The sequence below is a fragment of the Streptomyces sp. CA-106110 genome, assembly GCF_050936285.1.
Taxonomy (GTDB): Bacteria; Actinomycetota; Actinomycetes; order Streptomycetales; family Streptomycetaceae; genus Streptomyces.
Genome location: NZ_JBNJNB010000002.1, coordinates 172705 through 188699 on the forward strand (window position 1 = coordinate 172705; position 15995 = coordinate 188699).

Genomic DNA, 15995 nt, shown 5'->3' on the forward strand with positions numbered 1-15995 from the left:
CGTGATCGTTCCGGCTGATTCGGACGGCACGTTCGAGGGCGACGACGGCCAGGAAGTGCACAGGCGACCAGGGCGACCACGCTCCGGCGGTGCCAGGAGTTCCAGCAGGTGACCTGGCCTTTCTCTAGGCGGCAGACCTCCTTCGCGCCCTGGAAGCCGTCCCCCCACCCGCCACCTGCGCCACACCGGCGACACCCGTCCCGCCACAGTCACCACTCCCGGGGCGAAGCAGCGGTAGTGGCCTGGGATCCGACGGTGTCCCGGTTGACCCACGCCCTCGCCCGCGGCTGACCCAAGGCCTGACCGCGTTGTGCTCGGCCCGCGCCAAGGTGCGTGAGCGTGTCCGGAAACCGGCCGCAGCCGCCTCGCCGGACGCGGGCGGACAGGTCGTCGTGGACCTCGAAGGAGTGCTGGTAGCGGGAGGTGCTTGTCGTACTCGGCCGGTATGACCGTCATCGAGACCGTTCACCAGGCTGTCGGCTTGGACCCCGGCTGTCGAAGCCGACGACGGGGTCCTAGACGGCGTCTGGGTCGCCGAACTGGCCGGTGACCTGCTGAGGGGCCGGCAGGCGGGGATGCGGCCGATCGTCCGCGAGGAACGGTCCATCCTGGTGCCCAGTTGCGGTTCACCGACGCCGACGGCCTGCGACCTGACCTATTTCGCGACCGCCGGCGTGCCACCCGTGAGGTTGAGCCGCCTGTATCGCGCGGACGACGTGCCCTGGCTCGTCGAGGCATTCCTTGATCACGTGCCCGCCACGCCGCTCGAGGCCGGGTGATCCCGGAAAACAGCCGACGCGATACCCGCACAGCACGAGCACCTGTTCCGATCCGGTATTGGTCCTCGCCGTGCAGCTGCGCCTAGCGTTGCAGTGAGACCGGATCCGCCGGCTACGCGGACGCTGAATTCGCATTCCCGCGATCTCCCCAGGAGAATTAGATGACTGATCAGCGCACCGTCGATTTGTTCGACAAGTTTATGGACCTGACGAGGGATTTCATCGTTCGTCACGGTCTTCAATACGAGGATTACGCCGCGGTCATGCAGTACATGATCCGGGTGAGCGACGCCGGCGAGTGGCCGCTGTGGCTGGACAACTTCCTCGAAGCGACGGTGGACACCACCAGCTACGGCGATGGGCCGTGGACACCAAGCGCTATCGAGGGGCCTTACTACAAGCCCGGAGCGCCACTGCTGAGCGAGCGGCCGTACACGCTGCCGATGCGGCCCAACGAGGCCGGCGAGAAGATGCTGTTCAAGGCCACCGTGCGCAGCCCGGGTGGGGAGCCCGTCTCCCAAGCGGTGGTCGATGTGTGGCAGGCCACGAGCGAGGGGCTGTACAGCTTCATCGACGTCGGCATGCCGGACGACTATGTGCTGCGCGCCCGCGTCCCCGTGGACGAGGACGGCGGCGTCGAGTTCCGGAGCATCCGGCCCGCCCCGTACGAGATCCCGAAGAACGGGCCGACGGGACACCTGCTGAACTCGGTGCTCGGGCGGCACACATGGCGCCCCGCGCACCTGCATTTCAGGATCACCGCCGAGGGTTACAAGCCGCTGGTCACCCAGCTCTACTTCGAGGGCGACCCCTACCTCGACAGCGACTGCGCAACGGGCGTCAAGCCGGGCTTGATCATCCCGCTGAGCAAGACCGACGTCGACGGTGACAGCTGGACCTGCGGCGAGTTCGCGTTCGTGCTCCAACCCCAGTAGTTGCAAGAAAGGAACCGCCACCCGGCCCCTTCAGCCGTAGATCGATCGGGGCGATGGCGATGTAGTTCGGGGTCGCGGTCGGCTGGTTGATCGTCGGGCTCGGCGGCATGTTCCGGCGCAGGACTGGCGGCAGCGATACCACGCCAGCAGAGGCAGTGGGCGATTCGTGCTGCCGGTGACGGCCGGGGCTGGACGACGGTGACGAGGCGGCGGATCTCGTAGGCGGTGAAGCGGATTGCCGCGCATGCCGCCAGTGAGGTCAGCAGGGCCCCCTATGTGGGCGGCTGGGCCGGCGCTGAGGGCGCGGTAAGGCGGGTCACAGTTTCCTCGCCGGGCTCACTGAGAACGGCAACGAGTCCGCTGACGCGGCGCAGGAGTCATGGCGACGGACGCTGGCTTTCTTCCGATCACACGTGCATCCGATACCAGGTCACTGGCTTGCTCGAACCACCGGTCCGGACTCAGCCCCGGGCCAGTGTCCCCCGGCCGACGGTATCGGGGACGCCTTGACACCGGCTACGCCGGCCCCGGCATGGCTCGTAGTGCGTGTCACGCTCCGCTGGGCGAGAGCAACGACTGTCCCCGTCGATGACAACAGCACGTCCGGGAGGCGTCGGCGCCGCGACGAGACGGTTGAGCTCGCGCGCGTAGTCAACGGCGTGTACCGAGCAGGGCCGCTCTTTCGTCCTGGGAACTGCTGGCTGCACGTGGTCTTGATACCCGCAGAGGCCGAGCGTCCCTGGATTCAAATTACGGTCCCTGTCCAATGAGGAGAACCCTTGTCATGATCGAGATCGAGCCGTCTGTGTCTTCGGCAGGGCTCGCGGGCTTCGTCCACGAGTGGCCTGCTTCACGCGTCGTGTTTGGGCCTGGCGTGATTTCGGTTGCCGCCAGTGAAGCAGTCCGGTACGGCAGCCGGATCGCCGTCATTCACGATCCGACCGCCAAGAGTGCTGCGGACCAGGTGACCGCCGATGCGGGAGGAAGGGTCTGCGCGCGCATCGGCGAGGTCCTGCAGCACGTCCCCATACACGCGGTGAGCGAGGCCGTGGCCATCATCCAGGACGCACGCGCAGAAGTACTGATCTGCATCGGCGGTGGCTCGGCCACCGGCCTCGCCAAGGCGGTCGCACGAGACCTCGAGTTGCCACTGGTCGCCGTTCCGACCACCTACGCCGGCAGTGAGATGACCTCGATCTGGGGACTGACCCAAGGCGGGAGGAAGACCACCGGACGAGCAACGACGGTCCGGCCCCGCACCGTCGTCTACGACCCCGAATTGACGCTGGGTCTGCCCACAGCAATCTCGGTGACGAGCGGCATCAACGCGATCGCGCACTGCGTGGAAGCCCTGTACGCCAGCGACTCGTCCCCGCTGACACGACTGGCCGCCGCCGAAGGAATCCGATCCATGGCTCAAGCCCTACCGACCATCCTCGAACGACCCCATGACATCGACGCCCGCGCCTACGCACTGCGTGGCGCCTGGCTCTCCGGATGGTCCCTGGAGGTCTCCACCACCGGACTACACCACAAACTCTGCCACGTCCTAGGAGGCATGCTCAACCTGCCACACAGCCCCCTCCACACCGTGCTCCTCCCCTACACCGTCGCACACATCACACCGGCCGCCGTCGCCGAAACCCAGACCGTGCTCGAAAGCCTCGGTATCACCGGACTCGTCACCGACGCCGGAGGCCTGATCTGGGAACACCACCGGCTCCTCGGGGCACCCACATCACTCGCCGCGATCGGCATGCGCGAGACCGACCTGGACCCAGCGATCGCCGAGGTCTCCGCAGTACTGGCGGATCGCGCGCTCCCACCACGCCCGGCTGGACCCGCCGACCTCCACGACTTGATCCGGGCTGCCTTCAACGGCAACCGACCTGCGCCATGGTGTTGAGTTGGGGAGGCGGTATTGGCCAGCGGGCCGCGCCGTAACAGTGACCAGACGCCCTCCACTGGATTCAAATCCGGCGCGTAGGAGGGAAGGTGCACGATGGTGAGCCAGTCGTGTTCGTCCGCGTACGGGCGCATCCCGGCGGCCCGGTGGGTGTTGAGATTGATGCCCCTATGTTGCATCAACCGGTCCCGGTCTTCGGCTGGGGCAGCGGTGTGGCCAGTCCTCGCGGCGCAGCCGGACCGTCGACGCGTTGCCCCCGTGCCGTGCAAACAGCAGGACGATTCACCATGGCCGGCGGTTTGCTGGACCGGCAGCTGACAGCAGAAACAGGCAATGACGAGCGAGCAGAGCAACCCCACTGCCCCCGCCGGTACGACGGCCGGCGAACTCTCACTCGACGGCTCCACGCTGCTCCGCCGCCGACGGCGGGTTCTACGGCAGCTCGGCTTGTGCGTACTCGTGCTCGTGCCGTGGACCATCTACCTGGCGGTGTCGCTACCGGATCGCTTTGAGGCCCGGCACTGGCCCTGGGTGTGGACCGGCTTCGACGTAATGCTGCTCGTGACACTGGCCGGTGCGGGAGCGGCGGTGCGGCTGAGACGCCAGGTCCTGGTCCCGTTGTCGTTCGTGGCAGCCACTCTCCTCCTCTGCGATGCCTGGTTCGACGTTTCCCTGAGCTGGGGAAAGGAGGATGTGTGGGCGAGCGCCGCCTCGGCCGTGCTGGTTGAGCTGCCTCTCGCCGTCCTGCTCATCATGCGGGCGCGACGGGTGCTGAAGATATCGGTGGAGCTGGCCTGGCAGCAGCTCGGCCTGGCGGGAGATCCACCGCCGCTGCACAAAATGCCGTTGCTCGCTGCCCTCGCATCATCACGGAGCAACGAGGCTGCCATAAAGGGGGCCGAAGACGTCTAACGTCACCCAACGCGACTTCGGTCACCACCCGCTGCTGTGCTTCCTGGACAACACCGGCGACGCCTTGGCCGGCCTGCCCAGGGCGGGCAATGCCGGGACCAACGCCGGATGCCGCGGAGTTTCTCGGTCGTCGTATGTCGAGGCAGGCCTTTGCCAGGCCTCGATAGCGGGCTTGGTACAGGTCGGTGAGGGCGACTGCCTGGCGGATGGTGCCTTCGACGCCGCCGCGCAGGGCGTAGTCGGTGTTCCAGTCCTTGGTCTGTTGTTGCGCACGACCGGTTCGTAGGGGCTCGACCATCTCTTGGGGATGTAGGGATGAAGCGCTCGGCGGTCCTCAGCGACGTGGCCGACACCAGTGGCCGGGCCATCTTGAACGCGCCTATCGCTCCGGAGGCGCCGGGCCCATCGGTTGTTTCTCCTGGTCACCGCTGTGATCATGCGTGATAATGCGCCTTTTGGCCGCGAATAGGCCGGACGGGCGGTGGGGGTTACGTTGAATGGAAGCGGACCCCCTCGATGACCCCGTGTTCGAGGTCTGGGTACGTCAGATTGGTCCCGAGGACCGTCTCGCCCTGCAGTCGCACCTGGATGTTGAGCCCGCCAGTGCCCGATTCCGGTTGATCCTGAGATGCCACGCTCACGTTACGGGCCACATCCGAAGGGGGCCCATCGGACACTTCGGCGGCCCGACCTGGCTGCCCGATTTGCCGGTCAAGCGTAGGGCCCCCTGATCATGCCCGCCCCCGGCCAAAACCCCTGCGCCGCCCTCGCTACGGCTGCCCGGGCAGGCCACGTCCCTGAGCGAGCATTTCACTCGGTGATTCGAAGTGGCGGACTAGCGCGAGCATGGCCGCGTCGTCGGTGAGTTTTGCGCCGGTGTGCTGATAGAGGTCGGCGATCAGTGCATCCAGGAGGCCGTCGGGCTCCCGTGGGGTGGGGCGTGACAGCCGCTGCAAGGGATCATAGAAGGCGCCGTGCCGGTCGCGAGCCTCGGTGACGCCATCGGTGAACAGCACAAGGGCTGCGCCAGCAGGCAGGTCGAATCGGTCGACCGGGACCTGCGGGGGGCCGAGATCAGCAAGGCCCAACGGTAGTGATGGGGAGGCCGGCTCCAGCTCCCGGGCCTTGCCACCGTCGACGAGCAGCGGCGCCGGGTGCCCCCTGTTCGCCATGCTGAGGGCGGTGAAGTCACTGGAGATCTCGGCGACGACGGCGGTGGCGAAGCCCACCGGGTCGTTACCGCCTGCGTTCAGGCGGTTCATCGCCCGCTCCAGTATCCGAATCACCTCCGGCAGGTCCCGCGCCCAGTCGGCGGCCTCGCGGAAGGCGCCCAGCAGCACGGAGACTGCTTCGACTGCTCCCAATCCCTTGCCGCGGACGTCCCCGATCATGAGCCGGACGCCGTGCGAGGTGTCCTGAATGGCGTACAGGTCGCCGCCGATGGCGCTCTCCTCATGCGCGGCGAGGTAACGGGCGGCAATGGCCAGCGGGCCGATGCGATCCGGCGGGAGGGGCAGCACAGCGTTCTGGACCGCCTCCGCTACATCGCGGGCCGAACGAAGCGATCGCCGGTCGCGCGTGATCAGCCGATTGATAACCGCGGCAACTGCGGTCAACACCACAATGGTGATCAACCGGATGACCTGGGACTCGCTGGGCGGGCCGTACCAGACGGTCAGCCCAACACCCGCCCCAAGGACCACCAGCCCGGTGGCGATCGTGCCCGCGAAGGACATCAGGGGGGCCGCGGCCACCGGCGCCGCTGCCGCCAGCGGGTAGCCCACGGCCAGGTCACGGGCGGGAACAGTGACGATCACTGCGGCGACGATCAATGCGACAGGGAGCAGCGTGCGCCAGCGGGGGCGACCGCGCACACCTCCACCCTTGACGACCCGTCTCGGGTATCCAAACCCGCTCACAGGATTCCACTACCCGTCCTGGCCGTGGCCTAAAGCGTCTCTGATTGGCTTAGCGAGCCTGAGCGTGCTCAGCCTTGGGAGCCAATCGCCTTCGTGCCCTGGTACTGAACGGCAGAAGTCGCCAGCCCGCGTGGCACGTCCCTCCGGACGCTGGTCGACCGGGCCGCAAGACCCGACCGAGGAGGGTGCCCGACGTCGCCTGGGCGCCGAGCGTGCGCGTAGCACTCTGCCACAGGTTCACTACGCTTCGCTAATCCAACTGGTGAGCCTGTCCCGCCCCGTCGGCAGCCATCTCGCCCCTCGCCCGTGTGGGCATCCTGCGCATCACGACGCCTTTATTCCTTCCCGACAGCGACAGGGGTAAGGGTTGGGGTATCGGAACGCGTTAGGGCCGCACCAGGGATTCGGGTGCGGCCTCATATATGCGGTCCATCTGGGCGATGCGGTCAATTCTCCGAGGGGATGCGGGCGACGATCTCCCGCGCCAGCCGGTCCGCCTCGTGGGACATCCCGCCGTCCTGGGCCGGCCGGCGTCGAGGAGCACATCGCCCTGCTGCAGCCAGCTCACCAACTCGACCGCTTCCCCGGATCGCCTGCGCCGGGCTTGCCCGGTGCCGAGCGCGGAGGCCCTCCGACGCGCAACAACTTAAGGCCGGCCCGATCCCCCGCCGCACCGGCTGCTGGCCCCCGCCCGCCCCAACCCTTCTCTTTCTGCTTCGGGACGGCTGTGAGAGGCGCATAGGGGGATGTCAGCCCCCGACCACGCCCAAAGAGGCCTGGTGACCTGCACAGATGCGAGGCCGGCCAAGCGGCTCGCGCACGAGATATTGCAAGTGATCGTGCAAGAGATGCCGCAGGAGATAACGCCGACGATCTTGGTCGGCGATGGTCGGCGAGCAGTTGAGGACTTCCACTTCGCCGACGTGGAGGGATCTCACCCCCCCCCGACCGCCGGCGTGTCAGTGTCGGTCGCGAGTTGGGTGAGAGATGCCTTCTGATCTTGGTCAGGTCAGGCGGGGTTGCCGCAGCATTTCTTGTACTTGCGCAAAGAGCCGCACCAGCAGGGGCTGTTGCGGGGCGGGGGCCATGTTTGGGTCTGGCCTCGGGCCGCGAGGTCGGCGGCGTATGCGGCGCGGGTGTCCCCGTCCTGCGGGGAGAGGGCCTCGGTACGGGTGAATTCCTCGAAGTCGTTCACGCTGCCCTGGGCGATGCCCAGATGCGGTTCGCCTTCCTCGGACAGGCGCAGCAGGATCTCCTCGACGCGGCGGATGTGATCGTGGTGATCGGCCCCGTAAGCATCTTCCAGTACAGGCCATCGGGCGAGGAGCCCTGTGAACTCGGGCTCGGGCCAAAACAGTGCGCAGGTCATGCGGGGCCTTAACAGGGCGGCGCGGCGTGCGGCGGCCTCGGCGGTGAGTTTCTCGAACTCGGCTTGCAGGACGTCTAGGTCACCGCTCTCGGTGGCCCTGAGGTGGTCTGGATCGTGCAGGTCGTCCAGGGTGCCGGGTCCGCGCAGGAGAGCCGGACCGTGCAGGTGGAGTTCGTCGGCGAGATGGTCGAGGTCGTCGTGTGGCTGGCCATGCCGGCGCCTGACCCGGTGGCGGCCGATGGCAAGCATCTCAATCCCGCTGGGGTCGGGAGAGTCCTCGACTCCGGTGCGGGTGAGCGGTGCGGCTGGGCCAAGGAGGTGGGTGAGGCCCGCGGTGAACCAGTTGGCGGCGTCCTGGAGTTCGCCGGCGGTTTCGAAGGTCTCGGCGACGACGTTCCAGGCCCCGGCATCGGTGGGGTGCTGACGCCGCAGTCGGGTGGCCGCGTCGCGGGCCTCGCTGGTGCGTCCGGCGTCCCACAGGGTGCTGATGCGGTACGCCTCGATCAGGTGCGGCTCTTCGCAGCCCGTATCCAGCAGCTGCTGGTAGAGGGCGAGAGCGCGGTCGTGCCGGCCGGCATCGCTCCAGCAGCCGGCTGCGTCGAGGAGGATGTCCTCGCGTTCTTCGGGATATTGCCGGGCCAGTGCCTCAAGCCCCTCCGCTTCCCGGGCGGGATTCCGCTCGACGGGGGCGGTGCGTTGCGGGCTTGGGCGACGCTTGCGGGACATACGGCCACATTACCGGCGGGACGTTGACCCATTGGGCCGGTGTCGAAAGGCCGCTGGGAGCGGGTGAGGGAACGCGGTCCGACCCTGCCGCCGGCGCCGCGGTGAGCCGGGCCGGACGACGCTGGCGATCCCTCACCCGCCACCACACCATCACCCAGCAATAACAAGTTCAAGCGCAGGATCTCTTCTTCCCGCTCGGTCAAGTGAGCCGGGTAGCGGTTCACCGGCTTTCTCCGAGGATGCCCCGGCCTTCAGGCCGGGGAGGAATCGGACTCCTGCGGAGCAGGGCAGGGACAGCCGGATCGCCGTCAGGGCGATCCGGCGTCCACCCCGCACGGCCGTGATGCCGCCCACAACGGTCAAGAACTCTCAACTGTCAGTCCTCCCAGGTAGGTTCGGATGCATGACGACAGAAGCGACCACGAAGGACACCGGGCATGCCCGGTACACCTTCCGTGTACGCCTGTCGAAGACAGCCCGGCGCGCACTCGAAGCCGAGTGGGATCGCTGCCGCTGGATCTGGAATGAATGCGTGGCCAAGTCCCGGCAGGCCCACGCGCAGAGCAGAGCGGGCGGCGAGAAGTTGACGTGTGGTCCGGCGCAGCTGGACAGGATGCTGACCGACGCCCGCGGGGTGATGCCGTGGCTGGCTGAGGGCGCGAGCGTGCCGCAGCAGCAGGTGATCCGGGAGTTCGCCAGGTCGAGGGCGAAGGCGCTGAAGGACATCAAGGACGGGCTTGCGCAGCACCGCCGGGCGGGGATGCCCCGCTTCAAGCGCAAGCGTGACAGCCGACCGTCGCTGAACTACACCCGGCGCGGTTTCCGCCTCAAGGACGGTCGTCTGCACCTTGCGGGCCAGATCGTGCTGAGCGTGGTGTGGTCGCGGGCTCTTCCGGCCGACCCGTCGAGCGTGCGCGTGTACCAGGACACGCTCGGACATTGGTACGCCTCCTTCGTCGCCCCGGCCCAGGTCGAGCCGCTTGTTCAGACCGGCCACGTCCTGGGCGTGGACTGGGGTGTGAAGGAGACCGCGACCACCACGGATGACGCCTACGACCTTCCGCATGCCGAACACGGCAAGCGGTCCGCTCAGCGGCTCGCGAAGTACCAGCGGATGATGGCCCGGCGCCGGCGACCGAAAGGACAGCGTGCATCCACCGGCTACCGGAAGGCGCAGGCACAGGCAGCGAAGCTGCACAGGAAGGTCGCGCGGCAGCGTGAGGACACCGGCCGCAAGTGGGCCAAGGCCGTCATGCGCGATCATGACGGAGTGGCGGTGGAGGACTTCCGCCCGAAGTTCCTCGCGAAGACCACCATGGCCCGCAAGGCGGCCGACGCGGCCATCGCGGCGACGAAGCGTGCCCTGATCGAGATGGGCCGCAAGCACGCACGGGACGTCCGTCTGGTGCACCCGGCGCACACCACGATGGACTGCGCAACGTGCGGGGCGAGAACCAAGCACGCACTCCCTCTCTCGATGAGAACGTATGCCTGCACGGTGTGCGGAGCCGTGTCCCCCAGGGACAAGAACTCCGCCCGCGTGATGCTGGTCCGGGCGGGTTGGAACCCGGACGGTGTCGAGGGCGTAAGACCACCTGAGCCGCTGGCTCCGGTGGCGGCCTGAGCCGTACATCCCCGCTCAACCCTGGAGGGTGGAGAATCCCCTCCCTTCAGGGAGGGGAGCCTTCAAATCTGGAGCGCCAAGGCCCGGGCCTGGCGGCGTAGTTCCATACGTGCTGCACCCTCCCGCCGGGCAACCTCGGTCTGGGTCGGCCACACTTTTCCGAACCCTCCGTCGGGGCGTCGGGGCCAGCACCGGTGCGGGACCGTGGCGACGCAGCGGCTGCCACACCGCCGCCATCGAGCAGTCGATCTGACCTTCCAGGGATCAGCGCTCTGATACGCCCAGGGCCCCGCTGGCCTCCACCCAGCCGCCCGAGGGCACACCTTGGGACGTTTTCGCAGGCCTCGTGGAGGTGAGGTCGTCCATTCCACCTTCTCGCCAAGCACGGCGCCAGCATTCCACCTGCCGCTCACTCGCCCGCAGATCCTTCGCGATCAGCGCGTTCTTCTCACCGAGCGGAACCTTTCGATTCCGCTGTGGGGCGCCGTCCTTCATGCCATCTCCCGTCGGCCTGGGGCGAGCGCACGCCGATCGGGTTCGGTTCGTCTATCCACGACCAGTGCTGTCAACGTCGGCCCGAAATGTTCCGGAAACGCGACGTGACATATGAGACATCAGATGGTTCTGACTGCTAGATCACACTATTCAATGCCTAACGAACTATTTCCAGCCGGCCGCAGTTCAAGATCGATAGGCGTTTGTGCAGGTGAAGGCCTTGATCAGTGTTCGACTCGGCGCACACACCCTGGAGTTCGGGCCATGCCGAGGCAACAAAAACCCGCCGGGTACGTTCGGTCAGTCGGCACAAACCGGTGCAGACAACACGAAGGAGTGAACTTCCATGCGTGGATTCCATATTCGACTGCGTGTCCGTGACTACAACGGCGACGACTGGGGCTACCGCGGCTGGGGCCACCGTCAGGGTTGGGGCCACCACGATGGCTGGGGCGACTCCGATGGCTGGGATGCCGACGATGACCGTGGCGGCTGGGGCTGCGACGACTGACGCGCTTACCCATTGAACAAGAGGGGCCAGCAGGCCACCGGCCCTGCTGGCCCCTCTGGTGAGGCGGAAACGCATGGCACGTGGGAGCGGAGCGGTGTCCGCAGCAGAGAACCTCACAACCACCCCTGGGGTACACCCATACCCGCGAACCCTGACCTGGCACGCCGTCATCCGGCGCTTTGGGCCGTGGGCACGAACGGAATGGCTCGGACTGACGGCCGGCGGATTCTTCATGGTCGCCGGAACCGCCTCCGAAGCCCTCTCCACCTGGTTGGTCAAGTCCCTGGTGGACGATGTCCTCACGTCGCATCACTTCGCCGCGTTCTGGACGCTGGCGTCCGAGATCGTTGCCACTGCGTTGGCCGGAGGGCTCGCCACATTCGGCGGCAACTACATGGTGGCCCGCACGGGCGAGCGGATTCTCAGACGGCTGCGCACGCACGTCTTCCGTCACGTGCACAGCCTGTCCGTCGACGTGATTGCCGAAAAACGGCTGGGTGACCTGATCTCCCGCCTGACCGCGGATGTCGGCGCGGTGGAACAACTCGTCGCCTCCGGTTTGCTGGCTGCCGTGTTCCAACTGGTCAGTGCGGTCGTGTTCGCTGCCGCCGCGTTCTATCTGAACTGGCAGCTCGCCCTCGCCGCCCTGGTCGTCGCGCCCGTTTTCTGGGGCGTCAGTCGAGGCTTCTCCTCCCGCTTCGCTGCGTCCGCTCGCGCAACACGCGTCGAGCAGGCCGCTCTCACCACCGTGGTCCAGGAAAGCCTGTCCAACGCCGCTCTGGTCCAGGCGTACAACCAGCAGGCACACGAGGTGGAACGGCTGGACAAGGCGGGTGGCGCGCTGATGCGCGCCCAGCTCCGGGCTGCCCGCCTGGGAGGGGTGTATGGGCCCCTCCTGCAGGTCGTCGAGGTCCTTGGCACGCTCCTCGTCATAGGACTCGGCGCATGGCAGATCTCCACCGCCCACCTCACCTTGGGCGGACTGCTTGCGTTCGTCGGGTTCCTGTCCCAGCTGTACGGCCCCGTGCGCGGGCTGTCCCGTATCCCCTCCGGCGTCTCCACAGCCAAGGCCGGAGTCGAACGACTCACGGAAATCCTCGACACCGAACCGACCGTCACCGAACCGGGGAACGCCCGGTCCCTGAAGCACGCGAAGGGGCACGTTGCCTTCGACCAGGTCACCTTCACCTACCCCGGAACCGAACGCCCAGTACTGCGCGGCCTGTCGTTCACCCTCAAGCCCGGTGAGACACTGGCCGTGGTGGGGCCCAGCGGCAGCGGCAAGTCCACCATCGCCCGGCTGCTGCTCCGATTCGCCGACCCCGACCGCGGCTCTGTGAGCCTCGACGACGCCACCGCGGACGAGCTGTCCCTGAACGCGCTCCGTGAAAACGTCACTTTGCTCCCCCAGAACACCACCCTCATCCACGGCACGGTGAGCGACAACATCGCTTACGGCACCGAGCAGGCAACGCAGGAACGCATCCGCGAAGCCGCGCGCGCCGCCCAGGCCGACGAGTTCATCACCGCACTGCCGAACGGCTACCAGACGGTTGTCGGCGATCATGGGCACCAACTCTCCGGCGGTCAGGCACAACGGATCGCCATCGCCCGGGCGATCCTGCGCGACACCCCCGTCCTGATCCTCGACGAACCCACCGCGGCCCTCGACGTCGAGTCCGCACAAAACATCATCAAACCCCTCCTCCAGGCCGACCATCGGCCGACCATCATCCTGATAACGCACCACCTCGAGTTCACCGACTGGACGGACCACGTCCTGGACCTGCATTGAGTTGGTCCGAAAAATGGCTCGTCTGTCGCTTTCCTGGGTCGCTGACCAGAGCTGATGCAGAGAACACGCCGTACCACAGGTACGTTTGGGCTTGCGAAAGAACGAAACGGAAGAACCTGCATACGGCGTGCCCCGGGACATGGGCGGTTCGTGCTGCGCGACGATCTGGCACTCCAAGGGCTACGACGACGGCAACACCACCATGGCCAACCGCATCGTGGAACGGGCATGGGAGTGGACCGACCACGGCCGCCTTCCCCTGATCGTCGACGCGTCCTCGTGCACCCTGGGCATCGCCCATGAGGTGGTCCCGTACCTGACCGAGGAAAATCTGCGCAAGCACAAGGAGCTCACCGTCGTCGACTCCCTGGTGTGGGCGACCACGCAACTGCTGCCTCACCTGGAGATCACCCACAGGGTCGACAGCGCGGTCATCCACCCGACCTGCTCCATGCACCATCTCGACGACGTCGAGCACCTGCAGGCCATCGCGGCCGCCTGCGCCGACGAGGCCGACACCCCCGTCTATGTCGAGTGCTGCGGATTCGCCGGCGACCGCGGCATGCTCCACAAGGAGCTCACCGAATCCGCCGCCAAGCATGAGGCCGAAGAAGTCACCTCCCGCCACTACGACGCGCACTTGTCTGCGAACCGCACGTGCGAGATCGGCATGAAGCACGTCACTGGCCGCCCCTACTACTCGGCACTCATCGCGCTGGAGCGAGCCACCCGCCCGAGCCCCCGCGCCCACTGACTCCCGCCCTCTCTCGTTGTCTCTCGGTGTTCGCGACACACCTCCGACACACTCAGCTGACGGCCCAAGCCGAGCTGGCCAGCCACGCAGACCCACATCCGGCCCCCCGACGTCCGACACGTCTCGCGAAGCGAGGGAGCGGCGCACAGGCTGGATGGTGGAGGTGGGTTGCCGTGGCGCACAACGAAGCCATCTCGCCCGTCGAGGATGCTGCAGCATTCGAAACTCTGTTCCACCAGTCCCCCACAGGCCTGCTGATCTTGGACCCGGAACTGCGGATCCTGCGGATCAACCTCACCAGTCCGGTTCTGCACGAAGCGCCCCCTGAAGAGATCATCGGCCGACACTTCACCGGCGAATACGACTTTTCCGCACCCGGTGAGGTGGAGGCAATGCTGCACGGCGTGCTGGAGAGCGGCGCTCCCGCACGGGGGCGACTGGTGGGGGTGCGTCCGAAGGGCGCGCCGGGGCCGGAGTACCTGTTCTCCGTCTCGGCATCTCGTCTGGAGAGCCCACAGGGGAGGATCGTGGGGGTGCTGGTGGAGATGCTCGACGTCACCGAACGCGAAAAGGTAAGCGCCCGCCTACATGTCGTCGGCTCGGTGCGCGAGCACGTGGGACAGACCCTCGGCGTGGTGGCCACCTGCGAGGAACTGGTGCAGACGGTGGTGCCCGACTTCGCCGACATCGCCGTGGTGGAAGTGGTGGACGCAGTGATACGGGGCGAGGACCCTCCGCCGAGTCCTCTGGGACGGGAGGTGCCGCTGCGCCGTGCCGCCTTCGGCCACAGCGGCGGCGACGAGCAGATCCAGGCACATCCGGTGGGTGACGTGCGCGCTCTGCCGTTCCCGACGCCCTACGCCCAGACGCTGGCCGACCTCAAGCCCCGCATTGTCGCCTTGGGCCCCGACACGCCCTGGCTGGCCGCCGTCCCGCCACGCGGCGAGGCGATCCGCGCATCCGGTGCCCGCTCTCTCATCACAGCACCCCTGACCCTGCGTGGAACCGTGCTGGGGCTGCTGAGCCTGTACCGCACCGACGAGGCGGACGTCTTCGACACGGACGATGTCACCCTCGCCGTCGCCATGGCCGCTTACACCGCCCTGTGCATCGACAACGCCCGCCGCTACACCCGGGAACACGCCATCGCCCTGACGATCCAGTGCCATGTGCTGCTTCCCCGCCCCGCGACGCAGACCACCGTGGAAACCGCGCACCTGCACGTGCCCTCCGAGGTGGGCGGGGGCGGCGGGTTCGACACCTTCGCCCTGCCCGGCGCCCGCACCGCACTGGTGGTCGGCGAGGTCGCCGGCCAGGGCATCCTCGCGGCCACCACCCTGGGACAGATGCGGACCGTCCACCACTCCCTGGCCGCACTCGACCTGGAGCCCGATGAACTCGTCGCACGCCTCAACGACACCGCCATCAGCCTGGCCCAGGAACGCGCGGCTCTCCCGCCCGGCGACCCCCTGCACCGGCAGCCGCTCACGGGAAGCTGCGTGTACGCGGTCTACGACCCTTTCGCCCGGACCTGCACCATCGTCCTGGCCGGCCACCCCCCACCCGTCATCGCCCATCCCGACGGGAGGACCGAGGTCCTCGACCTGCCGAGCGGACCTCCCTTGGGCAGTGTCGAGGGCCCCCCCTTCGCCGCCACCACGGTCTCTGTCGCCGACGGCAGTGTCCTCGCCTTCTACACGGCGCCCCTCCTGCACACCTCCCTGTCCCCGGACGCCCTCCAACGGGTGCTGGCCCACCCCGACCGGCCACTGCAGGATCTGTGCGATGACGTGCTCTACCGGCTGCGGGACGACGACATCCGCCACGGCGACGTCATCCTCCTCCTCGCCCGCACCCACGCATTCCCCGCCGACCAGATCGCCGCGTGGCATCTCGACGACCACCCCGAAGCCGTCGCCACGGCACGCGCCCACGCCCAACACCAACTCACCCTATGGGGAGTGGATGAGGAAACCGCCTACACGACCGAGATGATCGTCAGCGAACTGGTCACCAACGCCGTCCGCTACGGCACCCCGCCCCTACGGCTGCGGCTCATCAAGGACCGCACACTCGCCTGCGAGGTCCACGACGGCAACCCCCTCGCGCCGCGACTGCGCCACGCGAAGACCATCGACGAAGGCGGGCGCGGCCTGTTCATCATCGCCCAACTCGCCCAGAACTGGGGCGTCCGCTACTCCCCCGACGGCAAGACCGTCTGGGCCGAGCAGATTCTCTGACCCAATCGATCAGCGTGAGGCAGGTCTCAG

Annotated in this window: 9 protein-coding genes and 3 pseudogenes; 9 read left to right on the top strand and 3 right to left on the bottom strand. The window is 67.4% G+C overall.

Annotated features, from left to right (window positions below):
- Positions 1-479 precede the first annotated feature (479 nt).
- The 3 genes and pseudogenes from ACQEXA_RS58450 to ACQEXA_RS58460 form a co-directional block, all read left to right on the top strand.
- Positions 480-688 (top strand): annotated as a pseudogene (locus ACQEXA_RS58450) (IS1380 family transposase); the annotation flags it as partial.
- A gap of 354 nt (positions 689-1042) precedes the next feature.
- Positions 1043-1714, top strand: coding sequence for a catechol 1,2-dioxygenase (locus tag ACQEXA_RS58455; protein WP_433134922.1), 672 nt, complete (start codon positions 1043-1045; stop codon positions 1712-1714).
- A 784-nt stretch (positions 1715-2498) separates the two neighbouring features.
- Positions 2499-3620, top strand: coding sequence for a maleylacetate reductase (locus ACQEXA_RS58460; protein ID WP_432940695.1), 1122 nt, complete (start codon positions 2499-2501; stop codon positions 3618-3620).
- On the opposite strand, the pseudogene ACQEXA_RS58465 reads toward ACQEXA_RS58460, so the two are convergent.
- A pseudogene (locus ACQEXA_RS58465) lies at positions 3611-3781 on the bottom strand (transposase); the annotation flags it as partial. The gene ACQEXA_RS58460 and the pseudogene ACQEXA_RS58465 sit on opposite strands and share 10 nt — an antisense overlap.
- Positions 3782-3953: 172 nt before the next feature.
- On the opposite strand from ACQEXA_RS58465, the gene ACQEXA_RS58470 reads away from it, so the two are divergent.
- A complete protein-coding gene (locus ACQEXA_RS58470; RefSeq protein WP_433134924.1) occupies positions 3954-4532 on the top strand; it encodes a hypothetical protein in 579 nt (192 codons plus the stop codon).
- 770 nt (positions 4533-5302) lie between these two features.
- Here the strand turns inward: ACQEXA_RS58470 and ACQEXA_RS58475 are convergent.
- Both ACQEXA_RS58475 and ACQEXA_RS58480 read right to left on the bottom strand, forming a co-directional pair.
- Entirely contained in the window at positions 5303-6364 is a 1062-nt protein-coding gene (locus tag ACQEXA_RS58475) for a PP2C family protein-serine/threonine phosphatase (protein WP_433134925.1), read from the bottom strand.
- Positions 6365-7460: 1096 nt separating this feature from the next.
- Positions 7461-8546: an SEC-C metal-binding domain-containing protein gene (locus ACQEXA_RS58480; RefSeq protein ID WP_433134926.1), complete on the bottom strand. Its 1086-nt coding sequence runs from the start codon at positions 8544-8546 to the stop codon at positions 7461-7463.
- A 403-nt stretch (positions 8547-8949) separates the two neighbouring features.
- Between ACQEXA_RS58480 and ACQEXA_RS58485 the strand changes: the two genes are divergently transcribed.
- The 5 genes and pseudogenes from ACQEXA_RS58485 (at position 8950) to ACQEXA_RS58505 (ending at position 15965) form a co-directional block, all read left to right on the top strand.
- A complete protein-coding gene (locus ACQEXA_RS58485; protein ID WP_433134927.1) occupies positions 8950-10170 on the top strand; it encodes an RNA-guided endonuclease InsQ/TnpB family protein in 1221 nt (406 codons plus the stop codon).
- Positions 10171-11011: 841 nt separating this feature from the next.
- The gene (locus ACQEXA_RS58490) at positions 11012-11176 is read left to right on the top strand and encodes a hypothetical protein (RefSeq protein ID WP_432940724.1); all 165 of its coding nucleotides are present in this window, start codon (positions 11012-11014) and stop codon (positions 11174-11176) included.
- Positions 11177-11249: 73 nt separating this feature from the next.
- On the top strand, positions 11250-12971 hold the full coding sequence (locus ACQEXA_RS58495; RefSeq protein WP_432940727.1) for an ABC transporter ATP-binding protein: 1722 nt from the start codon (positions 11250-11252) through the stop codon (positions 12969-12971).
- Between the two features lie 127 nt (positions 12972-13098).
- Positions 13099-13725: pseudogene (locus tag ACQEXA_RS58500) on the top strand (heterodisulfide reductase-related iron-sulfur binding cluster); the annotation flags it as partial.
- Positions 13726-13898: 173 nt separating this feature from the next.
- Positions 13899-15965 carry a SpoIIE family protein phosphatase gene (locus ACQEXA_RS58505; protein ID WP_432940729.1) on the top strand — a complete coding sequence of 689 codons (2067 nt, stop codon included), beginning with the start codon at positions 13899-13901 and terminating at the stop codon, positions 15963-15965.
- Positions 15966-15995: the final 30 nt, after the last annotated feature.